The following is a 25,945-nucleotide window of genomic DNA, read 5'->3' on the forward strand; positions in this document are numbered from 1 at the left end:
ACAGTGTAGCCATGACCTCTCTTCTTTGATTCGAAAAATGAAATGAAAAAGCTGTCCAAGTTGCCAGTCCGGTGTTCAAGATATACACCTTCTTGAGTTATGACTACTCATAGACATTATACCCTTTAGAAACACTTGAGCCAAAAACAACTGTTAACATGGTGATGGTGATGGAGATGAAAATCGGTATTGCATTGAGTGGCGGTGTCGACAGTGCCGTAGCGGCCGCTCGATTGATTAGACAGGGAAACGACGTAATTGGTTATCACATGATAGTTCTTGAGGGCAACCCGCTAGCAAATGCGGCTGCCGATGATGCAAAAGCCGTTGCCGACCATCTCGGTATAGAGCTGAAGATTGTAGATTTGCGCGAGGAGTTTAGAAGGATACTCAATTACTTCACCACTTCTTACATGAGTGGGGAGACGCCAAATCCTTGCGTCGTATGCAACGATTCGATAAAATTCGGATTGCTACTCGAGCGTATGTTCTCTTTCGGAGAGGAGAAGATAGCCACAGGCCATTACGCAAGACTTGTCTCCCTGGATGAAAATGTTTTTTTGGCAAGAGCACTTGACAGAGCGAAGGATCAGTCGTATTTCCTTTCGAGAATCGGGAAGCACAAATTGCACGACATTCTCTTTCCTCTGGGTGAAATGACGAAGGAAGAAGTCAGGCAAGAGGCTTCGGGGATTGATCTTCCCGTCCACTCGAAGAAAGACTCTCAGGAGATCTGTTTCATTCCCGACGGAGACTACAGAAGCTTTCTGAAGTCGCGGGGGATAGAGGGTAATCCGGGACCTATAACGGATGAAAGCGGAATTCTATTGGGAAGACATACCGGACTTTCGGGATACACCATCGGGCAACGTAAGGGAATAGGTTTTTCTGGGAGAGATCGCTACTATGTAAAGAGGCTTGATTTGAAGAACAACAAACTCATTCTCGCCCAAAGGCAGAGTTTAATGTCAGAAGCCTTGGTTGCTAAAGATCCTAACTGGTATATAGACCCTGGAGAAGAATTCGATTGCCTCTGCAAAATAAGGAGCTCCATGAAACCTGTTTCTGCCAAAGTGACCATCGTAAGTGGTGAGAAAATTAGAGTAGATTTTCAAGAGAAAGTGTGGGCGGTTACTCCTGGACAACTTGCCGTCTTCTATATCGACGATCTGGTAGTAGGAAGCGCGTTCATTGAGGAAAACTGTATTCTTGAAAGTGAAGGGAACACGTGATAGAATTTTGCAGACAGGAAGTAGTTCAGTTGGAAGAACGCTGGTTTCGGGAACCAGAGGTCCGGGGTTCGAGTCCCCGCTTCCTGACCAGAGCAGGCCCAGTGGGGTCTGTTTTTTTTGGCCCAGGAAAATCACCTGACTCTCCAGATGATCGTTTGTTTGAGTTGATCTGCTAGAATTTGCTCACAGAGATTTGTTCTCTTTGTCTTCTCCTCTGATCGATCGATCTGGAGGTGGATCTTATGAAAAGGATAGGCTTCCTATTTTTATTATTCTCACTTTTTCTGATCACAACTGTTTATTCGAAAACGCTTGAACTGAAAAGCTGGCAAATATGGGATTTCAGCTACAACGGCATTCATGGGGTTTGCTGCGCCGTCAGCGTCAAGAACGGAGAGATCCCCGTCACGGGACTCTCATTTGAAGACTTCACCATAACCGAGACTCTCGTAGACGAGTACGGGAATGTCTTGTCAAAGGCCGAAATTGCTCCGGAGCAGAGAGAAGACCAGTTTGGTGGCATTGGATTCTGGGAAAGATCAGTATCTTCCTCGAAAATCGATCTGGTCTTTCTCATAGATAAGACTGGCTCAATGGCGGATCAAATCGAGTCGATCAAGTCAGAACTGAAGGAATTCGTGAATCGACTCGAAGCTGATGCATGTGACTTCAGGGTGGCGGTTCTGCTATTTGAAGCAGCGTTGCTGGAAGAGCCCGGAAGAAAACCGCCGGACCATCCATTTTATGGAGCTATGGAAATGGACGAACTTCTCCTCGCTATCGAGGAAATCGAAACGGCAGGCGAATGGCATATAAACACCTGGAGTTATGATGCAATCCTCTTCAGCAGTCAGCTTGAATTCCGTGAAGACTCCAGAGCAGTTTTAGTAGTCATTACAGACACTCTTCCGGAGACCGTTCACGGACCATTCTGGTACTTTTCCGGAGGCAGTGTTGCAACGAAAAGAGCCGTGGAAATCGCGCTGGAAGAAAGGGGCATTGAGCTGGAATACTTCCAGCCCGAGGAGTCTGAACTGGCGCACATGGAGAATTATAACAGGCTCATAAACCCCGCATTGAGCGAGTCGAATTTTGACCATCTGGCAGGAGCCGTTTCTCTCGGCTGGCCATTCAAACAGGATCTCATCAAAGTCGATGCGCTGCCCGTTTCTGAATCGATTTATTACCTCTCCTGGAATTCTGGTCTTGATGAGATTACAGATTACTATCGGAAAGAAGGTTTCAAAGTTGAAGTGGACGTAAAATGTGGTGATGAGCATGTCTCTTTATCGTATTCGCCATTTTTCGATGAAGAAGGCTATCTTCAGAGTTCAGAGGACTACCACCTTCCCGTTCTCGATGAAGAGGGTAATCAGTTGCCCGACAAAGCCGTAGAAATGGGTTTGCTGAGAGAGTTGGGTGACCTGAAAGCATTCAGCGGGAACTATGCTACGAAAGATGGAGTTCTGCAGTTGCGGTCGGTTGATCCGGGGGATTACCTATACAGACTCTATGCATATGGAAGAAGTTCTTACAGCTATTCCACACTTCGGCTAAAAGGTACAGGGAAAATTTCATTCGTTCAGGGAGAAGTGATACCGGATTTTGTTGTTGCCCGTACGGGCGATGCATTTCTCGAGTCGGTTAAGATCAGAGGCCTCATGGATGAATTTGTAAGCAACAAGATCGCCGTGAATGAATCTAAAGAGTTTGCAGAAAAGTCGTTGAAATGGATAGATGCGGTCGCTTCTGACGGACTGAACCTAAGGGAAATGGAAGCCCTTAAGAGAGTTTACGTTTCAGTTGGGGCGTTTTTAAATGGAATGGCTTACGCAGCAATAGAATCCGAACGGGTAGAGAGTGATCTGCTGCAGATGGTGCGTGATACGAGGAGCATGACGCGAAAGGCAGGGCATCGATTACAGGGTATGGGGTCTCGTGAAGAGAACCGGCAATCAATTCAGGTTTCAATGCAACTGAGGAAGTTATCCCGGCATGACTTTTTGAAACTCCCTCACTTTGTCATCCCGAACTCGTTTCGGGATCCGGGTTTGATCCTCTCTGAGGACGGTGGACCGCTGACGGACAACGTAGCCTTCAGCAGCGATCAGCGGGTCTTCGTTCTTAAGCGTGCAGCTGCTCTTAGAAGGGGATGCTGAAACAAGTTCAGATGCAGAGGAAGTGGCCGCAATGATATCTTCTGCAAAGAACATAATACTCTCCACCGCTTCGATTATCGCCGACATTATCTCGGGTAACTGGAGCGGCGTGGCACAGCAGATATCAATCGAAGCACTGCTGGATGAGTTCGTAGATTATGTGAAAAACGACCTGCTCGACGATGTGCTTGAGGCCGTGAAAGATAAGCTCAGGGCATACCTTTCCGATCCTTCAAAGGCCGAGGAGCTTCTGAGTCTAGTAAAGGGTGACATGCTCGGATGGGTAAAAGACGGCGAAGACTCGGATGAAGGAAGCGTCAGGGATGAAATCCGGCAGGTAGTCTATACCGACCTCACTTACCGCAATTTCACAAAACCGGTAATAAGAGAGCTTGAGGAGTCTCTGTCGGGGGCGGCTCGCCTGGCTTCGCTGTCAATTTCAGATCTCGATCTCTACGCTGCGAGCTGGAGTATGAACAGGGATTTCGCAAGCATGAGAAGTGAAGTGATGGGGCCTCTGCAAGACTGGTCGTTCGAGGTTCTCGGAGAGCATGAGAGAATCGACAACTGGGAAACGATCCTCGAGATCTTCGAAGAGACGGTTCCTCTGATTGTGGAGCTTCTGAGGCTCATGGAGTACAAAAACCCCGTTCTCGGCGATATTGCAGAGGAGGTGTCGAAGCTCTCTTATGTGCTGGATGCCGTAGGTCTCCTTACTCTGGCATATGAAGTGTCATTGAAAGCCGATCAGCTCACAACGATGGCAGGAAAGCTTGATAGAGTCAACGACTATCTCTTTCTCGAGGCCGGTTACTAGAGGTCTCTCATCAGTATCTTTTCATCATCGTCCCACTCCCCAGTATCGACGAAGCCCAGCTTCAGGTAGAAGTGGAGCGGGGAAGGATCATTGACTATGCAAGAGGTGAAGAGCTTCTCGTAACCCTGGGCCTTGAGATACTCAATCAACAAGAGGATAGCGTCTCTTCCATATCCCATCTTCTGATACTTGCCGCCGATCATGAAGCGCCACATGGAGGCGTGCTTAACATCTTTCATTCTCGGATCGGGTGTGAAGTCCAGCATAATGAAGCCCACCATGTCATCTCCTGCATAGATTGCACGGAACCAGGCATTCTTTGCAAAGTGGGCTTGAGCGATCGAAACTGCATTTGAGGCCACGGCTCTTTCCTGTCCTTTGAGTAAGGTACCACTCAAACGGATAGCGTCGAGTACCGTCTCCTCTGTTATCTCTTCGAATCTAACTATATGTTCCATGACTCCTCCTGATTTCTAGCGATATATTTCGCTCTAGTCGAAACAAAGACCAAATATTGGAGCCGCGCCGAAAACATTCTTGGCAGGTTGGCCTTTCCGAAAACACTCTTCCTTGCTGCATTATATCATTGAGCTGCAATCAAGCCACATCATGCCCCTGCACAAATTGTTTTCTCTCAGCAGCTGCTTTTGGGTTCCACTTCTTGTATCCCTGAACATTTAGAAGGAACATCCGGCCACATTCACAGAGCGCTTCGTAACTGGGTTAGCGCTGCAGACATCCTCCAGTGGTTTATGCAGGCTTCCGGTCTTTCTAATCGTTTCATCCTCACATGAAAAGTATTTAGTCGGCTCAATAATCCTGGCAGATCTCGATCCGTTTTTCATTGCTTCGAACCGGGGTGATTCAGATCTCTGCGGGTAACGGTTCGCTTATAGTAGAATTATCGGATGGTATACTTCTTATTATCGGATTGAGCGGGAAGTTGCTAACCAAATGCTGAGGTGAGAGTTGGAGAGCGATAGAGGACATTATTTTGGGTTTATCTGGCACGCTTCGTTTCTTGCACTGACAATGGCCTTTGTTGAGGTGAACACGGTCCTTCCATCGATGATCCTGGCGGCAGGAGGAGGGAGCTTTGCAATAGGCCTCGTTACCGCAATTTCGACGGGGATTCCTCTTCTGGCTCAATTGACATTCGCTGGATACCTTATGTCGAAACGGATGAAGAAACCGTATTTGCTTCTCGGCATCTATTTGAGAGTCGGCGCCCTCTTCTCCATAGGCTTTCTCTTGCTTTCGCCTGTCGGAGGCACCGCTCTTCTCGTACTCCTTTTTTCCGTAATCTCCGTCTTTTCCTTTGGAGGAGTCTTTGCGGGAATCAGTTACACTCATCTGCTCGGTCAGTCAATATTGAAGCAGGATAGACGCGGTTTCATGTCGTACAGACAGATTGCCGGGAGCGCTTTGTCACTTCTCGGAGGCTTTGTCGCAAAGTACATAGTTGGAAACGTGAGTTATCCGGTCAACTATTCGCTGATGTTCTTCATTGGAGGGAGTTCGCTGTTCGTTGCTTCGCTTTGATTCGCGGGAGTACGGGAGAGGGAGGTTCAAGGAAGTGAAATTCCCGGCTTCAGGAAGATCATGAAGAGCATTCCAAAAACACTGAAGAACGATGCGAACCTGCTTAACTACATCGTCTTCAACAACGTGACAGGCTTCGGATTGGTCTTGATCCCGTTTTATGTTCTCCTGGCGAAGGACAGCTTCGGGTTGAACGGAAGGGATGTGGGCAGTTTTCTCCTGTTTCAGATGATAGGTATGCTTGGAGCCGGGGTTCTATGGAATCGCTTTCTTAAGAGGAGAGGTTTGAAAAGACTGCTTATAACCTGCGCAACGATTGGCAGCTTTATTCCACTAATTGCATATCTTCTATCTGCCTCTTCTCCTGACTTCTATCTTATAGTCTTTTTCCTTTCAGGTATAACCCTGAGCGCACGAAAGATCGGATTTGAGTGGCTTCTTATAGAAATCTCCAACGATACGAACAGACCTTTGTATACAGGTGTATCGGGCGCGCTCAGTCTTGTGACCGCTCTTCTTCCTCTGATTCTGGGTAGTGTGCTGCGACTTCTGGGCTTTCCGGTCGTTCTGGTTATCTCCAGCATCGCGATCGCCTCGGGAGTGTATTTCATAAGGAAGATCGACATCACCGATGACCTGGGATGAGGTAACCGCTGCTTTGCGCGGCTCAAATCCTCGTTAGAGCGCTTCTCAATGACTGGCCTTTCACCTTAGCAGAACTTCAATTTTCTTGCTGTCCAGGAGCTTAGAGATTACAAAATGAGAAGAATCAGAAGAAAAACTATCGAGGCAGGGTTGTGTTGGCTGCCCTATTTTGCGCTAGGGAAGCTCGGTTAAACCATTTTGAAGAGCATCGACTCGCTTCACCTTTTTGGCCAAATGTTAGAATTGTAGATGAGATACAATTGAATTTGAAAGTGAAGCTGGTTCTGCTTTGTCTTCGCGAAGGTCTGAGAGATTGAGCTGAGGCCAACCGAGATATCGCTTGAGAATGCTTCCGATCTCGGGCGGCAGATTCAGAAAGCAAGGAGTTGAAAAATGATTAAGGAAGTCGAGTTCGATAATCTTCCCGGAAGGTTCATAGAGATTTTTTCTGGTTGTCTGGGAAGACCGGAGCAGTCCGACGAAGTATTGAAGATGTATCAGGCTCCGGAGAGAAGGCTCTTTGTGATGAGACAGGGAGGAAGCATAGTTGCTGTAGCCGGTTTGAAGCTCCATGAGCTTGAAGAGCCCGAGCTTCTGCATCTTGCCGTCAGGAAAGACAAGCGAAGGAGCGGCTTCGGCAGCACACTGATAAAGACAATGATAAATTCCTTCATGATAGATACTCTTGCAGTGTGGACAGATGAAGATGCCGTCGGTTTTTATGAGAAGATAGGGTTCATCGTTGTGAACGAAGTCCAGACTCAGAACGGTTTGGTTCGCTACAAACTCCGATTTTCTCGCGCAAAATCCCGTGGGAGGTTAGAAACGTGAAGATCTTATTCCTGAATAGACTTGACAGATACTGGGAAGGAAAGGTTGAAGAGCTTGCAAGAGCATTTCCCGAACACTCTTTCATCTCGTACTCCAGCGACAGCGATCCGAAAGCCCATATTTCCGATGCCGAGGTAATAGTAAAGGGAAATCTTTCGCAAGCCGACCTCGATAAGGCCAGAAATCTCAGAATGGTAGTCGTTCCCTGGACCGGTGTTGATGGTCTTCCACTTGAACGGTTAAGAGAACGTGGCGTCATCGTTTCAAACACCCATGAGAATGCCGAGGTCGTTGCCGAAAGGGCCGTAGCTCTAGCCTTAGCTGTTACGGGAAGAGTTGTCGAACTTCATAACGATCTTGCGCAGGGGGTATGGTTGGGTCGGCCATCCAATAAGGAGGCGACCTGGTATTCCATCATCGGGAAGCGGTGCTCTGTTCTCGGCCTGGGCAAGATCGGGCAGGCGATAGCAAAACTGATCAGCGGCTTTGAATGTGAAATAACGGGATTCAAAAGAACCTCCGGCGGCGAGTTTCCTTACGTGAAGAGAGTGACAGACGATATTCACGATGCCGTTCGGGCCGGTGATCTCGTCTTCGTTGCTCTTCCGCTGACGAAAAAGACAGCGGGGATCATCGGTTCCGATCTGCTAAGTCAGATGAAGGGCAAATATCTGGTAAATGTGAGCAGGGGAAGAGTAATCGAGGAGCAGGCGCTGTACGATGCTCTGAAAAGCGGAACTCTCGCCGGCGCGGCAATAGATGTCTGGTACGAGTATCCCTCGAGTGATCGGCCTGCAACACTTCCATCGAGATATCCAATTCATAGGTTTTCCAATGTAGTCATGTCACCGCACGTCGGAAGCTGGTCGGTAGAAAGTATGCACTCAATGGTGAATGGCGCCTTGAAAAACATTGAGAGTTTTCTTCTTAAGGGAAGGCCGGAGGAAGAGATCGATCTTGACGAACTGTACTAGCCGGCTGTAGAGGGAAAGTCGCTATCTCTTCGCCAGTGCATGTTTCGGTTGAAGAGATGTCCTGTGTTAAAATCTGGATGAGAAAGCTTTTCGATGAGGGGTGTCCATAAATGCCTTTGATGAGAGGTCCCAGCTCTAGACTTTCCAAAAGACTGACTGGCTTTGCTGCCGGTCTGTCGGGCTTTGCTGTCGTCGTTATTTCCGTCGTTCTAATCCTTCTTCTGGGGGTTCTGCTTTCATTTGCCGAGATAGCCAGGGGGAGAAGGGAATTTTCGGACAGGCTTTTGAGACAGGGTAGATTTGTCCAGAGCGGTCTCAATTTGGACGAACTCTCGAGGCTTTCAGGGAGTATAGATGATCTAGACAAGCCCGAATACTGGAGACTGAAGAGCCAACTGGAGCAGGAATATGCGCTATTTCCGGAATACCGCTTCATCTACCTGATGGGACAGAAGGAAAACGGAGAGTTGTTCTTCTTCATTGATTCCGAGCCATACGGTTCAGATGATGAATCTCTTCCAGGGGACATTTACGTCGATGCAACCGAGTACGATCTCGAGGTCTTTCGGGAGAAGAAGGCGAAAGTGCTGCCAGTAATTACTGACAGCTGGGGAACATTGGTATCGGTGATGGTTCCCGTTATTGATGAGAATTCGGGAAGACTGCTTGCCGTGCTCGGAATAGACGTTGAAGCCAATGACTTCTGGAAAACCGTTCTATCGTATGCGATCAAACCGGCCGTCTTCTCTCTGGTTCTGGTGCTGATGGCGATACTTTCGGGATTCTTCATCATCCGTAGAGGCAAGCTGTCACAAGAGAAGAAGGGAAAGAGAGTTCAAAGGTACCTTGAGGCGATCGTCTTTGCCGCATTTGGACTCGCTGCCACCGTCATGGTCTCATCTCTAGTTCGTGACAGGCAAGAGGCGGCGCGGAACGATGCCTTCGCCGATCTGGCCGCAACTCATGTAACGTCGCTTTCAAGGGCGATGAAGAATACTAGAGACTTTCAGGTCGAGGCTCTTGCCAGGTTCTTTGAGTCAAGCAGCTTTGTCAGCAGGCAGGAGTTCCGGAACTACGTAGGTTCGCTCTCGAAAAGCAACGAACTGATTTCATGGTTCTGGATTGAGAGTGTTTCATCGGGCGGGATAGAGTCGTTCGAAGAAGGCATCAGAAGGGAAGGCTTTCCGGACTTCTTCGTCTGGGAAGCGGGTAATTCTGGCGCAAAGGAAAGAGTTCCTTATCGCGAGTCATATTATCCGATACAGTACATTGAGCCTCTAGAGAGCAACAGAAATCTGCTTGGACTGGACCTGGGATCTCTCGGGTCGGCCCACGAAGTTATTGAAGAGGCAGCTGGTTCAAAGCTGATGTGGGCAAGCGACCCTGTCGTGATTCCGACGGACGAAGAGAAGGACCTCCACTTCATTGTCTTCAAACCGATTCTGGCGGAGAGCGCGCAAGGTCATGCAGGGTTCGTAGGGGCTATCTTTCATTCGCACGCATTTCACAGTGCCGTTCCGATTCTCCCCAGTGACGGAGATCCAACCGTTATACTTGGGCTTTACCAGATCGGCTCGGGCGGGAACCCGGTACTGCTGTTTTCTTCGGCGCAGGAATCGGATTCTCATGTACATGAGAATGCAGAGACATCCATATGGCACTATCCGGAAAATCGGAATATCATTGCCGTCCCGGTAATGTTGTTCGGGCGGCTCTTTGTGATTCTCGCCCATCCGGGGCCGGACTTTGGCATAGTCTATCCCACAAACAACTGGATCTTCATTCTTGCGATCGGACTGACCGTAACTCTGTCGCTTGCGATTCTGATCGGGTCACTGGGTAACCGGAGTTTCCATCTCGAAAGAGAAGTCGGAAAACGGACCGAAGAGCTAAGAGAGAGTCTGGAGATTGTTTCAAAGACGATGGAGGCATCGGTGAATGTACTCGCTTCGGCCGTAGATCTCAGGGATCCTTATACCTCCGGTCATCAAAGGAGAGTGGCAGAGCTTTCAGTTGCAATAGGAAGAAAGCTGGGATTCGAAGAGAACAGTCTTACGGGACTTAGACTTTCGGCTATGATTCATGATGTGGGAAAGATACAGGTGCCCGCGGAGATACTCAACACACCAAGAAAGCTGACCAATCTTGAGTTCGATTTGATCAAGCTTCACCCGACTGCGGGGCGAGAGCTTTTCAAAGATATCGAATTTCCCTGGCCAGTGGCCGACGCAATCTATCAGCATCACGAGAGACTTGACGGAAGCGGATACCCGGAAGGCATCTCCGGAGATCAAATAATACTGGAGGCCAGAATAATCGCAGTTGCCGATGTGGTTGAAGCGATCTCCTCCCACAGACCTTACAGACCTTCGCTTGGTCTTCAGTCGGCCCTCGATGAAATTCGAAGCGGTAAAGGGAAGCTCTTTGATCCCGAAGTTGTGGATGCATGTCTGGAGGTGTTCGATGAGGGCTTCTCCTTCTCAGATTGATTCTTAACAAGAGCGGCGTTTTCGGTATTGTATCCCGTTATGTTAATATATGAGGGCTTGATGTAGTCTGCAGAGGATTCAACTGGAAAAGGAATCGCGGATTTCTTGTGGGAGATGTTAATGATCAATTTTGCTATGGTTTTGAGGCTCATAAGAATACGTCACTGGCTGAAGAATCTCTTTGTCTTCGCTCCGCTGATTTTTTCGTCTAACCTTACTGACTTAACCTCTCTTCTGAGAGCTTTTCTGATCTTCATAGCCTTCTGTCTCATTTCGAGCAGTGTCTATGTTTTTAACGACATTAGAGACCGCGAGAGCGATAGTCATCCTGGCGACACTTGCCGTCCTGGTTACTCTCTTTCTTCCCTATCTGGCACTGGTTTTTCTGTTGCTGTATGTTGTCGAGAATGTCTTCTACACATTGAAAGGCAAAGACATGGTCTTGATAGACGCCTTCTGCATTTCTGCCGGTTTTGTGATAAGAGTAATGGCCGGGGCGTATGCGATTGAGACAAGCCCGACGGGCTGGATAGTCGTTACGACGTTTTTCCTCTCTCTCTTCCTGGGTTTCGGAAAGAGGAGAAACGAACTGCTTACCCTGAAGGAAGAGAGCAACAACCATCGGAAAGTACTCACATTGTATGACCACAAATATCTTGACTATCTCATGATCGCAACCGCATCTATCTCGATAATCTCATACACGCTTTACTGTCTCGATCCGCAGGTGATAGAGAAATTCAGCACTGATAAGCTGGTTTACACTGTGCCCTTTGTAACTTATGGAGTCTTCAGGTATCTTCTTCTCCTTTTCAGAAACGGCGAAGGCGATCCAACAGAAGTTGTGACCAGAGACAGAGGAATAGCGCTAACCGTCTTATTGTGGATTGTGTCTGTAATGCTTTTGATTTACTTTCCAATCTGGATGTGAAGAGGGAACAGTTGTGAATATAACCGAAGGTATAGTACTTCTAGTAGCAATAGTATTCAATGCCGGGGCAAACATCCTGCTGAAACACGGAATGCAGAACGCGCCTGACATCAACAGTGTCGGACTCAAAGGGATGCTAGTCAATTCAATCACAAACATCAGCGTTTGGCTGGGGCTTCTCTCATTCGGGGTAGCCTTTATCTTCTACAGCGTAGTTCTTACGAGGATGAAACTGGGAGTGGCATATCCCATAATGACGAGTGCCGGATTTGCAATAGTGACCGTGGTCGCAGTATTCCTCTTTGATGAAAGGCTCAGCGTGATGAAGATAGTGGGCATAGCCGTAATCGCCCTCGGCATATGGCTGGTAGCGATGGCCAAATAATGGAGGCACTAAAATGAAAAAAACGAAAGTCGCAGTTATAAAGACGAGTCCGGAAAGAGTTCTCGATGACTATAGAAGGCTTGCAAAACTTGCCGGAATGAAAGAGGCCATGGACGGAAGCGCCACGACAATCTTGAAAGACAACATATCATGGCACCTTCCGATGCCCGGCGCAAACAGCACGCCCTGGCAGCTGGAAGGTGCCGTACTGGCTCTGAAAGAAGAAGGCTTCGGCGAAATAGTGGCTGTGGAGAACAAAACCGTGGTCACGAGACCGAAGTACGGAGAGAAGCAGAACAAGTATGATATCATCTACGAAAAGTACGGTATCCCAATCCTTTACAACTTCGAACCGGAAAATATGTCATGGGTAGAATATACGCCCAAGAGCAAACTGAGAATACTTCCGAAGATATACCCTGAAGGACTGAGACTGCCCGACTACTTCTTCGGGAAAAATATCGTTCAGCTTCCGACGATGAAGTGCCACATCTATACGACGACCACGGGTGCGATGAAAAATGCGTTTGGTGGCCTGCTCAACGTTAAGAGGCATTACACCCACTCATGGATACACGAGACACTGGTTGACTTGCTGAAGATACAGAAGGAGATACACTCCGGTCTGTTCGCTTTCATGGACGGCACGACAGCAGGGAATGGGCCGGGACCGAGGACAGTGATTCCCGTGAAAACAGACTACATACTTGCCAGCGAAGATCAGGTCGCAATAGATGCCGTCGCAGCGAAAATGATGGGCTTCAATCCGATGGATCTGAAATACATAAGGCTGGCCGATGAAGAGGAGCTCGGAAATGGAAGGCCCGAGAACATAGAACTTGTCGGAGATGACATTTCCGGTGTCGACTTGAAATTCCATGTTGGAGACAACTTTGCGAGCAGAGTCGGAGATCTTCTCTGGTTCAGTCCCTTGAAGGTCTTTCAGAAACTCTTCTTCCACACTCCGCTTGTAAAAATCTTCGTGGCCGCTTCAGACACCTATCATGATAAATACTGGTGGAAGAAGCACGGCGTTCAGATTTTCGAGGAGTGGAAGAAAGAGAGCCCCTGGGGCCGTTTGTGGGAGAGCTATTGATAGACAATTCTCTTTGGGAATGAAAACTTGGGTGGGGGGAATCATGGCCGATCATCACTTGAAATTTGCGCTGAGTGCTAGGACAAGACGCGCCGCAGTGGTCTTTCTGTTTGTCTTTGTTCTGTCATACGTCTTCACCTCTGTCAGTGTCTGGACGACAGACAGCAGATTCATAACGGTGTCTAGATTCATTAGAGTTTACGGTCACGAGAATTTGATCAGAGGCACGGGATATGCCCCGGAGCAATATCGCTTCGGTGGATTCTACCTTGTTGAAAACTTCTTCAAGTACATTCCTTTGAAATGGTATGACGTATATAATACCACTCTCTCCGATCTGCTCATTAGCGAAGAGACCTGGACAGAAGAGATGCAGAAAACCGTTGACAAATTCTTCCCCCAGGACGACAGGGAAGAGATGATTGGTGAAGTTCAGAGGGTTATTGATAAGACTTTAGAATCATTCTTCCCGGGCAACGCCCTTGTTCAGAATCTACTGCGGGGTATGATTGACGGTCTGCATTGGCAGGGCTACTTGACGAATATCGAAGAGACCCTGCTTACTCTTGGAGAGATGATACCGGAAAATATCAGGAACCATCTGCTCGAGGACAGCGAAGAGACAAGACTCGTGAACGGATACTTCACATCGAGATTCTTCCTCTTCATGATTCTTCTGACGATTATCTACTTTCTGTGCAGAGAGTTCCTGAACACTGTGCAGTCGCTGTTTGGAGTCGTTCTCTTCGCCGCTCTAGTTCCAATCGCCCTTCAAGATTTCCTTCAGGCCGAGACAGTCCTTTCATTAGTGCTGTTTTCTTCAATGCTCTTGCTAACGAAGAGGGACGGAAGCAGACTTGTTTTATTGCTCGTGACGATTCTCTGCTGCACGGCAAGAACGGATCACGCTCTGTTTGGCGCGTTGATTTACGGTCTGATGCACGGAATCGAATCACTTAGGAGAAGGCAATGGTTTGGGGCGCTCTTCTCTGCGCTGCTCTTGATAATTCCTGTGGCCGCGACGGCTTTAATCAGTGTTTTTCTCTTTCCTGAAGCCGAGTACTATGTCGATCTCATTCAGTTAGAGTTCAATATTACTCATTTATGGAGCTGGATCTTCCCTTCGATTCTTCTACTGTTGCCGATTGTCTTTTTCTCCCAAATCAAGCATGTCGAATTCTACAGAAAGACTTGGCCGTGGATTCCTTTCTTCGTAGCGGCAAACTTTATCGTTGGAAAGACGGCCGAAGTGAGATTGTTCCTTCCCCTAGTCATTTACTCCATTCCTCTTGTCATAGGAGGCATGAAAAGGTCTCTTGAAGGAGAGGAGGATTTGACGGACAGCAGGGAGGTTTGAGGTAAAAGTCGGTTTTCGGCCTAATATGTTTCACAAGCTTTGCAGTAGGCAACGAAGATGAAAGATCAAGACTCTGTGATTTGAGAGATCCAATGGTATTATCTCTACAATCGGGTACGAATGGCAGTCATCTGAAGAAATCCGGAGGTGAACCGTGGAAGAAAAGTACAGCATTGGGCGAGGGGTTCTTCTCCTTATCATTTTTGCCTTGCTTTCCTACATATTTACATCGATGACTGTGTGGACGACGGATGGAAAGTATCTCTTCGTATCCAGATATCTAAGAATCAATCAGCATAATCGTGTAATATCCGGAGAGAACTTCGCGCCCGATCAATACAGATTTGGCAGTTACTACCTTGTGGAAAATCTCTTCAAATTCCTTCCCATCGAGTGGCTCGATGAAAACAGCGAAGAGCTTTCGAGGATGTTGTTGTCAAGCGACTACTGGACAGAAGATAAGAAGGGCATGATAGACTCATACTTCCCGGTGGCCGAAAGAGAGAAACTTGTTTCGGACAGTGAAAAGGTTATCGAAGAGCTTGTCGATTCCGTAACCGGCAAGAACATTCTTCTGAACAACGCGCTCAAGGCGTTTGCGAGCAGTCTAAACTGGCAGGTGTACTTGACGGACCCTGCAACGACCGCTCTCCTTATAGGCGAAAGGTTGCCCGAAGACATCAAAAGGGCCGTGGAACTATCGAGTGATGAGAACCGGATTCTGAACGGCCATATCACGGCAAGATTCTTCTTCAATATTTTGACGCTCATACTCCTGTACGGCTTTTGCAGAGTCTTCTCGTCGCCTTCCGAATCACTGCTGTCGACCGTGGCCTTTCAGGCCATAATGCCCCTTACGACCATGTATTTCGGCTGGGAGACTTTTCATGCTGCGGCTCTCTTTATCGGTGGGCTGCTGTTGATAGCCAAAAGGGGCAGATTCTATCTCCTTTGCCTGTTGATGGCACTTGGATCGCTTTTCAGACCGGATCATATGATATTTCTCTCTCTCATCTATCTACTGTTCAATTTGGAGAGAGGCCTGTCCTGGCAGAAAAGAGCGTTCATTCTGTCAAAGAGTCTAATTGCCGGCGCAATACCAGCGGTGCTGACTTTCGTCGTCAGTCGTTTTATATTCCCGGATGCGGAGTACTCGGTGGACTTGATTCAGTTCAGATACAATATGACCTATATCTGGTCATGGATTTACCCGATGATCTTTGCTTCGATTCCGCTGCTGTTTCTTAGAGAAGTGAAGCGCTGTGGCTTTTTCAGGAAGACATGGTTCTGGGTCATTCCGTTCATTGCCATGAATTTTCTCATCGCAAGGACTGCTGAAGTCAGATTGTTCACCCCGGTCATCGCTTTCTTGGCGCCGCTCATAGGGATCGGGCTGCAAAGGTTTTTTCCCGGCAGATCCATGGAGAACACGGCGATTGAATAATCTAGGGACTCCCTGTCGAGTCCGATTATCGCGGCGTATTCTATACGACTCATTTTAGGCGGAACTGCAAGTTTTGTTTCAATCGCCTTTCGATAGAGGAATTCGGGCCCACTTATGGGATAATCTCGTATAATCGATGGAGGAGGATGCTCTATATGAAACGACTTCTACTGCTGTTCGTGATTGTTATTTCAGTTGCTTTGTGCGCAAAGACCGGGCTTTTTTTGAGCATTTATCCGGTTCTCTCCCTGAACAACTACACAGTTCACGATAGAGATTATCAACCTGGCTTCGATGACTTGCGCACTTACTTTTCTTATCCGGCATTTGCATCGGCCGGCGTGGAATTTTCCGGAAGCAGTTATCGGGCATTGTTCAGGCTCGACTTCAGGCAGGACATTACCTCTTTTCTTCGAGGCAGGAGCTGGTCGAACTTTCCGATAAGGCACAACGCTTATACTCTCTACATAGATACAGATCTTCCCAGGGTCGGTTTTGCCGAGTTTGAAAATGATTTCTTGAGGATTTCTGCCGGTAAGCGAAGACTTCACTTCGGTCCCGCTACATACAATTTCGTGCTATCGGAGACCGTGCCCTATTTTGAACATCTGTGGCTCGATCTTGGCGCGGAGGTTTTATCCGGTAAGTACTTCTACAGCTTTTTCGTCATATCTTCTGACCGATCAATCTTCGATAGCCCGAGAACTCTCATCGGCCACAGCATCGGTTATGAGGGCAGTTCCACAAGAGTCGGTTTCGTCGAGACGAATCTCATCAGCAATACGTTTCCCGACCTGAGAGACATGAGTCCCTTCATGGTCTTTCACAACAACTACGCAAAGAACTCCAACGTCAACGCCGGCCTGTTCGTCGAATCGAGGATAGGAATTCTGGAGCTGTACGGCATGCTTTATGCCGATGATATTTTGATCCCCGGTGATAGAACGGAAAACCCAACTTCGTTGGGATGGTATCTTGGAGGGGAAGCGGCTTTAATTGATGGAAATAGTTACGTGGGACCAGTATTGTGGGACGAACAGTTCGGTCTCAGGGAGAAGACTCTTTTCAAAGAATCGGGGGGTTTGAAGCTGAAGTACGAGCACTATCACAGCACCCCGTATCTCTATAATAGAGAGTTTGAGGAAGGAAAGTACATAAACCCGATCCGCTTCAACGCAGACGACATAGAGGGGGGCGCGTACCTTGTAATAAACGGCTTCTACGGGTTTCCGTACGGTCCCGATATCTCACTTGACCTTCTAGCCCTTTCTTATGAAACACGTAGGATTTTCACGGAATTGCGTATTGAATACATAAGGCAGGGTTCCTACAGGATAGAAGATTTCTACGGTGAACCGTTTGAATTTGACTGGTACAGACTCGCACAACCGATCACCGGAAAAGCGAGGCTCTCTCTGAACTTCCATTACAGCCCTGATGAAAAGCAGGAGGTCACCCTCTCTGCTTCTATGGCATTGGGCGGAAAATCGGAATTCAGTCTAAAAATAGGTTACGGGAGACTCTTCAACTTCCTGGAGTTCTGAGCCTCTTGCTTGTAAAGTCTATTTTTCGAACGAAGCCATCGAGAATTTCTCGTTGCCTTTGTTTAACCAGCGCGCTTCAAATATCTTCAGATCTTCTTCCAGGGATAACCTGAAACTCTCTTCGCAGGATCCGAAGAAGTCGATAGGACTCACAGAAATAAATCCTCTATCTATACTCACATAGTCAAGATCTTCCTCGTGAGAATCGTAGAGGATTTCCTTCTTCATCCAGAATTCTTCTTCGCCCCATTCATTGACTTTCTTCTCAAACCAGCGCCTCTTAAGCAAACCGCCGGGTCTCGTACAGTTTATGCCTTTAATCCTGTTTCGAGGAACTGCCGGAACGTTAACATTTAGAACTGTATGCTTTGGAAGCTTTTTCCAGTCGTACTCCCTCACGAAGTTTTCCGAAAAATCAACCGCTGCGAGAAAATCTGGATTCTCTTCACTGGCAATCGATACCGCCATCGCCGGAATCCCATGAATTCTTGCTTCAAGCGCCGCCGAGAGAGTACCCGAGTACCTAACATCCACTCCTAGATTCTGACCGTAATTTATCCCACTCACTACCAGGTCGAAATTCCCTAGGCCCTTGATTACCGAAGCTGCGACTACACAGTCTGCAGGAGTCCCACTTGTGCAGAAGGAGGAGACATTTTCCACCGTGCTTCTTTCCCTTATTTTCACCGGAGTTAACCAAGTTATTGAATGACTTACCCCGCTTCGGTTACTTTCTGGAGCGATTATTGTGACCTCATGAGCAGCTGAAAGCTTTTTTGCAAGCGATCTTATTCCTGTTGATTCTATTCCATCATCATTAGTCAATAGTATTCTCAAAAGAATTCACCACCACTGATATTTTATCGTAAATTTCGACTTCTTTCTAAGCCTAATTGTGGCAAGTGTTCAGTCATACTCTATTCCTTGATCACGGAGATTCGAGCTGTAGATTAGCCTCAGAGAACTTCGAAAGAAAATCAGCAGAGGTACTACCCCAATTACCGATGCAGCACCAAAGAGATTCCACGAAGTGTAGTAGCTTCTCACTTCTCCCACATAGCTGAATATTCTAAGAGAGAAAGGCATCAGCTCCTGGCTGTTAAGAAGAATCAAGGGCGTGCTAAATGAACTGAACGACGAAACCATTACGTACACCAGAAGACCTCCGATTACAGGCAATGAAAGCGGGATTAAGATTTTCACCAGGTAGCCAGTTCCAGATAATCCTTCCAACAGGGACACTTCTCGGAGCTCTCTCGGAACCGAGGAAAAGAATTCAGCAAGAAGGATTATCGTAAGGGGAAGGGACTGAATGCAAACAACTATCCCAATCCCAAAGAGACTGTCAGTTAGACGGAGCTTATCGAATACGAAATACATCGGAAGCAGAGTATGCATTCCAGTGTAGAGACTGCCAAATAGAATTATTGAAGCCAAACCTTTCACAAGCATAGACTTTCTCTGTGAGAAAAGGTATGAGAAGGGTATACCTGCCATTAGCAGGATTAAGGAGGCCCAGAAGGCGATAATAATTGTATTAAGAATATTCGACATAAGTCCGTCGGAAATGACTCTGCCAAAATTTGCAAGAGTCATTTCACTAAGTGAAGGCATTATGTCTGAATCAGCGGCAAAAGAAAGCACAAGAATATAAATGACTACCAAGGCCGTCGGTATTAGGCACAATACCATCAGTGTTCTCTTCAGCCAGCCCGGGATAGTGAAATCGATAATCGGGAACCTGTATCTTAGTGAGAACAAAATTAGCGGTACGCTTAATAGGGTAGCGGGAACTATTCCACTTACTCCCCTCTGTACTACTCCCAATATGGTTATTAGAACTTCATATATCAAAAGTGTCCCTACGAGGAGTCTGAAAGTCTTCCTGAATCGTGGGATAATTAGGGGAAGAATTGAGTATCCTAAAATTACGGGGAGCAGAAGCAAATTCAAGCCTGTGAAAAGCCCAAGAAATACATGGGCTGCACTGCTCAGAAATAGTACATGCCTGTGCCTTTTCGGAACATCCCCTCTTGAAAAGAGGGCACCCAGTATCCAGATTAGCGAAAAACCCCCAACAAACACCGCGTAGGCTGAAAGAAGCCCATAATCTTTAACGGAGCTAAACTTCCTGAACAAAGCAATACCAAGAAAAGTTGTCGAGCCGGTTAAGGTATTCGGAGTGAACCCCTCCGGCAAAAGAGGACCGTTACCAGTCATGAGAAAGACAGATGTGAATTCCTTCATTGATCTCGCAAGCTGAAAAAAGAAATAAGGAATAAGCAGAAATCGTATCTCTCCGAAAAGAATGCTAGAGGTATAAATATCGCCCGTTCCGTCGATCTTCATTACGTCATCAAGTTCTTTAGAGACTCTTCCCAACATTCCGAGAATTATCATTGTAGACAGAGGTAATGAAAGCCAAATGCTTACGAAAAGAGAGGATGTAAATGCTTGAAAGGCGTTGAGAGTTATGTCGATTTCCGTCCCAAGGACAATGTTAAATAACGAATACCCTCCATATCCTTGGACAAGAGCCCTCCAACCCGAGACTGTAATGAATGAAGGTATGAACCAGCCGACTCCAAGAAGAATAAGACTGGCCTTACTTAACTTAGTTGCCTTTCTAAGTCTCAATGCAATTAAGAATGACAGCAAGATCTCAATCGATGTCTTGAGAGTAGACCACAATGCGGTAAGTCTTAGAGAGAGCTTGAAACCAGAGTCTCCAAGTACCTCTTCGAAGTTCTTCAGACCAGAAAAAACAGGAGCCTGTTGAAAGACCCCGTATTCTGTGAAAGAAATGTAAATTGCCCAGAGTATAGGCACAATGGTAGCTACTCCCAGTATTAAAGTCACTGGCAAAACCATGGACCACTTATTTCTTAGTAAAAGAGAGAGCAGACACAGTGCAAAGAAGATCGGCAAAACTACCGACATACTATCTTATAGAGTCAATGTAAGACTGCGCACCAGAAAGAGCCTGGTCAACAGTCATTGCTCCGCTATATATTGCTTGCAATGCGGGTTCTAGAGCCTCAAACAAAAGAGACTGATATCCCGGGAGATTCGGCATGAACTTACCTTGGTTAACTACCGATTCCAGCTCTTGAGGAGAGTCGGAACCGAATAGTGGATACTTGTCGTACTCTACAAAGAAGTCATGACTATGCTCGTTCAGAAAGCCAATAAAACTCATGCACTGCTCACAGGTATCACTATTGAATAGTGCAAAACCCTTAGAGTCAATGATACCTCTTACTTCTACGCCTTCAATATTGGGAAAGGGTAACATCACGAAGTCGGGACCTTTTTCCCTGAATTTGGAGGCCATGTAGCTTCCCTGAAGCATTATACCTATCTTACCCTGAGCAAAGAGCTTGTTCATTGCGGCTCTCTCCAGTCTCGAAATCACTCCATTGTCGAAGTACTCCTTAATTTTAGATACTATTTCTCTACTTCCGGAGGCTCCGATATTTAGTTCGTACAGTTCCTCTTGAGACATGAGAGCAGAGACATAAGGGAACATTACGTAAGGAGATGTGAAATCAAATGCTATTGGGTAATCAACAACTCCAGTAAGGCTCTCCTTTATAGCTTCGAATTGATCAAAATCAAGTTTCTCTCCCAAAACGATACCAGCTTCTTCAAAAGCATTGAGATTGACAAAGGCGACCTGACAATCCGCGTAAAAGGGAACGGCGGTAATTTCGCCGTTCCATACGTAGGCGTTCAGAAATTTCTGAGAGTAGCCAGTAAGACTGGCAAGATTGAGACTTAGACTGCGTCCAGATGCAGCGACATCTCCCACATAAGTATCTTTTATCATAGCAGCATCGGGAAGGTACCCTGTCTTCAGGTTTATGTTCAGTTTTTCTTCAATCTTTGGGAAGTAAACAATCTCAACATCAATCCCTGTCTCTTCTTTGAATGCGGCGGCGGCATCCCTGTAGAATTTCTCCCCTTCCCAGCTAACCCAGAAGGTTATGCCAAACACTGCAGAGCATACTAAAATGACAAGGACAGATAGAAACAATCTCTTCATTTCATACCTCCATGTTTAAAATTTCGAATAGAACTCGTTCGCTCTTGAATGGAGCATGTCTTAGGCGAATTCCTGTAGCATCGAATATCGCGTTCGCTATAGCAGGAATCGGTGTGTCGATTCCTATCTCCCCTATGCTTTTTGCCCCGAAGGGACCTGTAGGTTCATAGCTGTCGACAAGTCTGCAAGTAAGCTTTCCGTAGTCCATCCGGGAAGGGACTTTATAAGTGAAGAAATCGTTGGTAAGCATCCTTCCGTTCTTTCCGTAAATGATATCTTCGAAGAGGGCCCAACCAATTCCTTGCATAGAGGCGCCTTCAAGCTGTCCAATCGCTTGTATGGGATTTAGAGCTACTCCGCAATCTGCATATGACACAAAATTCAATAGTGTAATTTTCCCGGTATCGGTGTCAACTTCAACCTCCGCAAAACTCGCTGCAAATGGCGGAGGGGATTCTTCGCCCACGAAGGAAGCCGACTCGGAGATCTGTTGTTGATTGAAAGTATACATGTGCACAGTGCAGAGTTCAGACAGCGATACAGAGGGACCGTCCTTACAAGTAATTATCCCCGACTGGAGCGACAGTTCCGACACACTTCTTTCCAGATATTTACCTGCAAGTTCAAAGAGTCTGTCCTTGACTTTTTCGGCGGCTAGCCTAACTGCGTTTCCCGATACATAAGTAGTACTGGAAGCGTACGCCCCCACATCGAACGGGGTGATATCTGTATCGGATGAATACACGATGACTCTTTCCAGCGGAACCGTGAGAACCTCAGCTGCAATCTGTGCAAGAATCGTATCACTTCCTGTCCCAAGATCGGTTGCCCCGACGAGAAGGTTGAATGAGCCGTCTTCGTTCATCTTTATTGTGGCCGCACCCATATCTACTTTTGGTATTCCCGAACCCTGCATTGCGAGGGCACAACCAACTCCTCGAACTTTACTTCCATTTCTGATCTTCTTCCCTCTCTTACTCTCCCAGCCTATTTCGTTCTTTCCAAGATCGATGCATTCTTGAAGTTTGCAGCTTTTTATAGTTTGAGGGACGCCTTCTCTTCCTTCTCCCATTATCTCGAAAATCGGAGATGTTTCCCCTTCTCTTATTGAGTTTACTTCTTTGAGTTTAAGAGGATCCATCTTGATCTCGTAAGCAAGCTCATCAATGGCACAATCGAGCGGGAAAAGGCCCTGCGGTGCTCCATATCCTCTGTACGCTCCGGCCGGAGGAAGGTTCGTATAAACTATGTCTCCGCCAAAATGAACGGCTTCCACTTTGTTGTAAAGTGGCAGGGTCTTCGAACCGGAAACCATAAAAGTTGTGAGAGAATGTTCCCCGTAAGCCCCTGTATTTGACATCCCATTCAGGGATATTGCCTTTATCTTTCCATCCTTCATCGCTCCCACGGTGACATCGAAGCTCATTTCATGACGGATATTTGTCGCCATAGAAACTTCTTCTCGTGTGTAAGTGATTCTTGCAGGTTTACCTGTCCTGAGAGTTACGAATGCTGCGTATGGCTCGACTATCACAGACTGTTTTCCACCAAAGCCACCACCTATTCTCGGTTTGATCACGCGAATGTCGGCAATTGGTTTATTCAATATATGAGAGAGGATTCTCCTGCAATGAAAGGGTACTTGAGTTGAAGTGATTACTATGAGCCTCCCGACGGAGTCCAAATATGTAAGCGCGTTGTGTGGTTCAAGCGCTGCGTGAAGCTGTGTGTCGATATGATAAGTCCTCTCGATCACAACATCACAAGTCTTGAGCGTTTCTTCGACATCTCCGAGATCCATTTCATAATGCGCCGCAATGTTTCTGGATTTGTCGTAGACTCCAGCGCATTCGCTTTCATCGTGAATGATCGGCGCCCCCTCTTTTGTAGCTTCTTTCATTTCTAAGACGGCATCGAGGATTTCATACTCAACTTTGATATTTCTCAGTGCGTCTTTTGCTGCTTTCTCAGTCTTCGCAGCTACGATTGCCACTGGATCACCTACGTATCTAACCTTTCTATCCAGGAGAAAGGTGTCGTACGGTGACGGTTCGGGATAGCCCTGACCGGCCCTTGTATATGGTATCCTCTCGACATCACTGAAAGTGAAGATATCCACAACATCGTTAATTAACTTTGCTTGCTCCGTTTCAATATTTTTTACTAAAGCGTGGGCATGAGGCGAGCGAAGTAACTTGACGACTAGAGCGTCTGGCATGTCGTAGTCTGGAGTGTATACCGGTTTACCTCTGACTATTGCAAGACCATCCACCTTCCTTTTTGGTTTTCCTACGGTCACGAAGGAATCAGTCATCCAGTTCACCTCTCATCACTTTTGCTGCCTTCTTGATTGCTCTGTTCTGCGGTTCGTAGCCAGTACATCTACAAATATTGCCATTTAGCGCGAGTTTTATCTCTTCGTCAGAGGGATCGCTATTCTCTCTTAGCAGAGCTTCTCCTGCCATTATTAGTCCAGGGATACAGTATCCACATTGGGCACCCCCTTCTTCGAGAATAGCTTCTTGAATTGGGTGAAGCTTTTCTCCATCTGCCATTCCTTCGACAGTCTCGATGTTTTGACCGTCAACCGAGGCTGCAAAAGTAGAACAAGAGAGTATTGGTTTGCCGTTCAAGAGAACTGTGCAAGTGCCGCAACTTGCCGAATTACAGCTTCTTCTGACACTTTTGTAGCCGATTCTTCTCAGTACATCGAGCAGGTATTCTCCTGGATCGATATCGATATCATGAAGTTTCCCGTTAACTGTAAGAGCTATTTTCATGTGATCATCTCCTTAACCTTTTCAGCAGCTCTCTGGGCAAGGACGGACGCGAGATGTTTTCTATACTCGAAAGAAGCGGTCATGTTAGATCCTCCAGAGAAGCTTTCGTAAACGAGGCTTCTAACTATCGCAGGCATTACATCGTTTATCTCCAGGTCTGTCATTGCCGCTTCGACGCTCTCGAATCTCGCTGGATACTGAGGTCTCGATCCACATACGACCCTGGCACCCTTTATTCGGTTACGTTCGGGAATAATCGAGAGACCAACATTTACGGTTGCAATGTCGAAAGTAGTCTTAGAGAACTTTTCGAAGGCCGAAACCCAGCCGTCTCTCTTCAACATTACATGGGTAATTAGAGGCTTTTCTCCTGTAGGTAAAGAAAAATAGTCGGATACTAACATCCTCTGATATCCGTCTACCCCATAGATCATAAGACTAGAACCCGTTGTTAGAAGGCAGGTGCTCACATCCGACCATCCAAGTTTTGGAGCGACCGAGCCACCTATTGTTGCCATGTTCCTGATCTGCCAGGAACCCACTAATGAGAAGGCGTCGTAGAAGAAGTCATCGAATTCCTTCCTGATAACTGGGTCCTTTCTAAAGGATTCAATAGTCGTAGTTGCTCCGACAACTATTTCACCCTCCGTAACTGAAATTGTGTCAAGTCTAAGAAACTTCAAGTCGATTATCTTTTCAATTCTTGAGGACTCCATAAGTGCTACAATTGTCCCTCCAGACAAGAAAATCGAATGATCTCTGTCATTCTGCATAAGTTCGTAAGCCTCTTCGACTGTCTTAGGTCTGAAGTACTCGTTTACATTAGACAGCATTGTACCCCTTCTTTCTCCAGACTTTTAGAGTTCTATGAATCAGATTCCTTACTACAGTGGTCCGATACCAGGCGGTCGCTCTAACATCATCAATGGGTGTCACACATTTCATAGCTAGTTCGACAAACCGCTCTTCGTCAAATGACCCGTTCTTTGCAGAGTAGTATTCACAAGCCTCGATCGGTACGACAACGGTCGGCGCAACAGATCCAAAGGCAAGCCTAATTTCCGACTCAGAAGTCAACGATCCAACGGAAGCGACCGAAATGGCCATAGAATTCCTCTGACCAACCTTGTAGAACTGCGGGAAGAGAGCGTCAGTCTTCTCAAATGTTATTGACTTTACGAATTCTCCTCTTGAAAGAGTTGTCTCCCCAGGACCCTTTATGAAGTCCACCACTCTTTCATACCTCTCACCATTTGCGCTTCCTATTGACAGACTGGCGTTCGTGAGAACCATCGCAACTATCGAATCCCCGGCGGGGGAGGCATTAACAATGTTTCCAGCAAGAGTGGCGCGGTTTCTAATCTGTGGACTCCCTATTTGTCTTAAGGCCATCTGTACGATTCTTCCGTGTCGGTCGATTATTTCGCTCTTCAAGAGTTCGGAAATCGTTACCCTGCAGCCAACTCTTATCTTGTCGCCGAGATCCTCAATTGTGTCAAGGCCCTTTAGATGTTTAAGGCTAACTACAATCTTAGGAATCACTCTCTTCAACCTTATCTTTACGATAAGGTCGGTGCCGCCTGAGAGAATGTGACTTCTTTCCTTCGAAAGAAGAGAAACTAGCTCCTCTTCACTGGTTGGCATTAGAACGTTGAATGACACTAACCTCACCTC

General features: G+C 46.9%; 22 protein-coding genes and 1 tRNA gene. 15 read left to right on the forward strand and 8 right to left on the reverse strand.

The window, feature by feature from the left end:
- Window positions 1-158 precede the first annotated feature (158 nt).
- The 4 genes from mnmA to THEBA_RS04655 all read left to right on the forward strand — a co-directional run bounded on the left by mnmA (window position 159) and on the right by THEBA_RS04655 (window position 4,208).
- Window positions 159-1,232 (forward strand): tRNA 2-thiouridine(34) synthase MnmA, encoded by a 1,074-nt coding sequence (mnmA, locus tag THEBA_RS04640; protein WP_006492618.1) that lies wholly within the window; start codon window positions 159-161, stop codon window positions 1,230-1,232.
- A 14-nt stretch (window positions 1,233-1,246) separates the two neighbouring features.
- Window positions 1,247-1,322 (forward strand) — tRNA-Pro (locus THEBA_RS04645).
- A 152-nt stretch (window positions 1,323-1,474) separates the two neighbouring features.
- On the forward strand, window positions 1,475-3,391 hold the full coding sequence (locus THEBA_RS04650) for a vWA domain-containing protein (RefSeq protein WP_014730646.1): 1,917 nt from the start codon (window positions 1,475-1,477) through the stop codon (window positions 3,389-3,391).
- A 31-nt stretch (window positions 3,392-3,422) separates the two neighbouring features.
- Window positions 3,423-4,208: a hypothetical protein gene (locus THEBA_RS04655; protein WP_014730647.1), complete on the forward strand. Its 786-nt coding sequence runs from the start codon at window positions 3,423-3,425 to the stop codon at window positions 4,206-4,208.
- Here the strand turns inward: THEBA_RS04655 and THEBA_RS04660 are convergent.
- A complete protein-coding gene (locus THEBA_RS04660) occupies window positions 4,205-4,666 on the reverse strand; it encodes a GNAT family N-acetyltransferase (protein WP_006492621.1) in 462 nt (153 codons plus the stop codon). The two genes, THEBA_RS04655 and THEBA_RS04660, sit on opposite strands and share 4 nt — an antisense overlap.
- Window positions 4,667-5,177: 511 nt before the next feature.
- Here THEBA_RS04660 and THEBA_RS14645 point away from each other — a divergent pair.
- The 11 genes from THEBA_RS14645 to THEBA_RS04710 all read left to right on the forward strand — a co-directional run bounded on the left by THEBA_RS14645 (window position 5,178) and on the right by THEBA_RS04710 (window position 17,446).
- Window positions 5,178-5,750 (forward strand): hypothetical protein, encoded by a 573-nt coding sequence (locus THEBA_RS14645; protein WP_236609209.1) that lies wholly within the window; start codon window positions 5,178-5,180, stop codon window positions 5,748-5,750.
- Window positions 5,751-5,810: 60 nt separating this feature from the next.
- Window positions 5,811-6,395, forward strand: a complete 585-nt coding sequence (locus THEBA_RS14650) for an MFS transporter (RefSeq protein WP_236609210.1) — start codon at window positions 5,811-5,813, stop codon at window positions 6,393-6,395.
- A gap of 393 nt (window positions 6,396-6,788) precedes the next feature.
- The gene (locus THEBA_RS04670; protein ID WP_014730648.1) at window positions 6,789-7,226 is read left to right on the forward strand and encodes a GNAT family N-acetyltransferase; all 438 of its coding nucleotides are present in this window, start codon (window positions 6,789-6,791) and stop codon (window positions 7,224-7,226) included.
- Window positions 7,223-8,200, forward strand: coding sequence for a 2-hydroxyacid dehydrogenase (locus THEBA_RS04675; RefSeq protein WP_014730649.1), 978 nt, complete (start codon window positions 7,223-7,225; stop codon window positions 8,198-8,200). Before THEBA_RS04670 ends, THEBA_RS04675 begins: the two co-directional genes overlap by 4 nt.
- A gap of 110 nt (window positions 8,201-8,310) precedes the next feature.
- A complete protein-coding gene (locus tag THEBA_RS04680) occupies window positions 8,311-10,689 on the forward strand; it encodes an HD domain-containing phosphohydrolase (protein ID WP_014730650.1) in 2,379 nt (792 codons plus the stop codon).
- Between the two features lie 286 nt (window positions 10,690-10,975).
- Complete coding sequence (locus THEBA_RS04685) at window positions 10,976-11,620, forward strand: UbiA prenyltransferase family protein (RefSeq protein WP_041928080.1); 645 nt, start codon at window positions 10,976-10,978, stop codon at window positions 11,618-11,620.
- A gap of 13 nt (window positions 11,621-11,633) precedes the next feature.
- Window positions 11,634-12,005: a DMT family transporter gene (locus tag THEBA_RS04690; protein WP_014730651.1), complete on the forward strand. Its 372-nt coding sequence runs from the start codon at window positions 11,634-11,636 to the stop codon at window positions 12,003-12,005.
- Window positions 12,006-12,018: 13 nt separating this feature from the next.
- Window positions 12,019-13,101, forward strand: a complete 1,083-nt coding sequence (locus THEBA_RS04695; protein WP_014730652.1) for a DUF362 domain-containing protein — start codon at window positions 12,019-12,021, stop codon at window positions 13,099-13,101.
- A gap of 43 nt (window positions 13,102-13,144) precedes the next feature.
- Window positions 13,145-14,458 carry a hypothetical protein gene (locus tag THEBA_RS04700; protein ID WP_014730653.1) on the forward strand — a complete coding sequence of 438 codons (1,314 nt, stop codon included), beginning with the start codon at window positions 13,145-13,147 and terminating at the stop codon, window positions 14,456-14,458.
- Window positions 14,459-14,612: 154 nt separating this feature from the next.
- Window positions 14,613-15,902, forward strand: coding sequence for a hypothetical protein (locus THEBA_RS04705; protein ID WP_014730654.1), 1,290 nt, complete (start codon window positions 14,613-14,615; stop codon window positions 15,900-15,902).
- 155 nt (window positions 15,903-16,057) lie between these two features.
- On the forward strand, window positions 16,058-17,446 hold the full coding sequence (locus tag THEBA_RS04710) for a hypothetical protein (protein ID WP_014730655.1): 1,389 nt from the start codon (window positions 16,058-16,060) through the stop codon (window positions 17,444-17,446).
- Between the two features lie 18 nt (window positions 17,447-17,464).
- Here the strand turns inward: THEBA_RS04710 and surE are convergent, their stop codons facing one another.
- From surE to THEBA_RS04745, 7 genes are all read right to left on the reverse strand, one after another.
- Window positions 17,465-18,283, reverse strand: coding sequence for a 5'/3'-nucleotidase SurE (gene surE, locus THEBA_RS04715; protein ID WP_014730656.1), 819 nt, complete (start codon window positions 18,281-18,283; stop codon window positions 17,465-17,467).
- 69 nt (window positions 18,284-18,352) lie between these two features.
- Entirely contained in the window at window positions 18,353-20,317 is a 1,965-nt protein-coding gene (locus tag THEBA_RS04720; RefSeq protein ID WP_236609241.1) for an ABC transporter permease, read from the reverse strand.
- A gap of 70 nt (window positions 20,318-20,387) precedes the next feature.
- Window positions 20,388-21,491 carry a sugar ABC transporter substrate-binding protein gene (locus THEBA_RS04725; RefSeq protein WP_014730658.1) on the reverse strand — a complete coding sequence of 368 codons (1,104 nt, stop codon included), beginning with the start codon at window positions 21,489-21,491 and terminating at the stop codon, window positions 20,388-20,390.
- A 1-nt stretch (window position 21,492) separates the two neighbouring features.
- Complete coding sequence (locus tag THEBA_RS04730; protein WP_014730659.1) at window positions 21,493-23,805, reverse strand: xanthine dehydrogenase family protein molybdopterin-binding subunit; 2,313 nt, start codon at window positions 23,803-23,805, stop codon at window positions 21,493-21,495.
- Window positions 23,798-24,271 (reverse strand): (2Fe-2S)-binding protein, encoded by a 474-nt coding sequence (locus tag THEBA_RS04735; RefSeq protein WP_006492646.1) that lies wholly within the window; start codon window positions 24,269-24,271, stop codon window positions 23,798-23,800. Before THEBA_RS04735 ends, THEBA_RS04730 begins: the two co-directional genes overlap by 8 nt.
- A complete protein-coding gene (locus tag THEBA_RS04740) occupies window positions 24,268-25,104 on the reverse strand; it encodes an FAD binding domain-containing protein (RefSeq protein WP_014730660.1) in 837 nt (278 codons plus the stop codon). The genes THEBA_RS04735 and THEBA_RS04740 overlap by 4 nt, the downstream gene beginning before the upstream one ends.
- The gene (locus THEBA_RS04745; protein WP_014730661.1) at window positions 25,094-25,933 is read right to left on the reverse strand and encodes an FAD binding domain-containing protein; all 840 of its coding nucleotides are present in this window, start codon (window positions 25,931-25,933) and stop codon (window positions 25,094-25,096) included. The genes THEBA_RS04740 and THEBA_RS04745 overlap by 11 nt, the downstream gene beginning before the upstream one ends.
- Between the last annotated feature and the right edge of the window lie 12 nt (window positions 25,934-25,945).

The organism is Mesotoga prima MesG1.Ag.4.2, from assembly GCF_000147715.2.
Lineage (GTDB): Bacteria > Thermotogota > Thermotogae > Petrotogales > Kosmotogaceae > Mesotoga > Mesotoga prima.

Bases quoted from the DNA above. Each gene is read 5' to 3' on its own strand.
- mnmA (WP_006492618.1), top strand. From the start codon at position 159: ATGGTGATGGTGATGGAGATGAAAATCGGTATTGCATTGAGTGGCGGT.
- THEBA_RS04685 (WP_041928080.1), top strand. From the start codon at position 10,976: ATGTTTTTAACGACATTAGAGACCGCGAGAGCGATAGTCATCCTGGCG.
- THEBA_RS04700 (WP_014730653.1), top strand. From the start codon at position 13,145: ATGGCCGATCATCACTTGAAATTTGCGCTGAGTGCTAGGACAAGACGC.
- THEBA_RS04725 (WP_014730658.1), bottom strand. From the start codon at position 21,491: ATGAAGAGATTGTTTCTATCTGTCCTTGTCATTTTAGTATGCTCTGCA.
- THEBA_RS04735 (WP_006492646.1), bottom strand. From the start codon at position 24,271: ATGAAAATAGCTCTTACAGTTAACGGGAAACTTCATGATATCGATATC.
- THEBA_RS04660 (WP_006492621.1), bottom strand. From the start codon at position 4,666: ATGGAACATATAGTTAGATTCGAAGAGATAACAGAGGAGACGGTACTC.
- THEBA_RS04670 (WP_014730648.1), top strand. From the start codon at position 6,789: ATGATTAAGGAAGTCGAGTTCGATAATCTTCCCGGAAGGTTCATAGAG.
- THEBA_RS04695 (WP_014730652.1), top strand. From the start codon at position 12,019: ATGAAAAAAACGAAAGTCGCAGTTATAAAGACGAGTCCGGAAAGAGTT.
- THEBA_RS04740 (WP_014730660.1), bottom strand. From the start codon at position 25,104: ATGCTGTCTAATGTAAACGAGTACTTCAGACCTAAGACAGTCGAAGAG.
- THEBA_RS14650 (WP_236609210.1), top strand. From the start codon at position 5,811: ATGAAGAGCATTCCAAAAACACTGAAGAACGATGCGAACCTGCTTAAC.
- THEBA_RS04710 (WP_014730655.1), top strand. From the start codon at position 16,058: ATGAAACGACTTCTACTGCTGTTCGTGATTGTTATTTCAGTTGCTTTG.
- THEBA_RS04655 (WP_014730647.1), top strand. From the start codon at position 3,423: ATGATATCTTCTGCAAAGAACATAATACTCTCCACCGCTTCGATTATC.
- THEBA_RS04720 (WP_236609241.1), bottom strand. From the start codon at position 20,317: ATGGTTTTGCCAGTGACTTTAATACTGGGAGTAGCTACCATTGTGCCT.
- THEBA_RS04680 (WP_014730650.1), top strand. From the start codon at position 8,311: ATGCCTTTGATGAGAGGTCCCAGCTCTAGACTTTCCAAAAGACTGACT.
- THEBA_RS04650 (WP_014730646.1), top strand. From the start codon at position 1,475: ATGAAAAGGATAGGCTTCCTATTTTTATTATTCTCACTTTTTCTGATC.
- THEBA_RS04730 (WP_014730659.1), bottom strand. From the start codon at position 23,805: ATGACTGATTCCTTCGTGACCGTAGGAAAACCAAAAAGGAAGGTGGAT.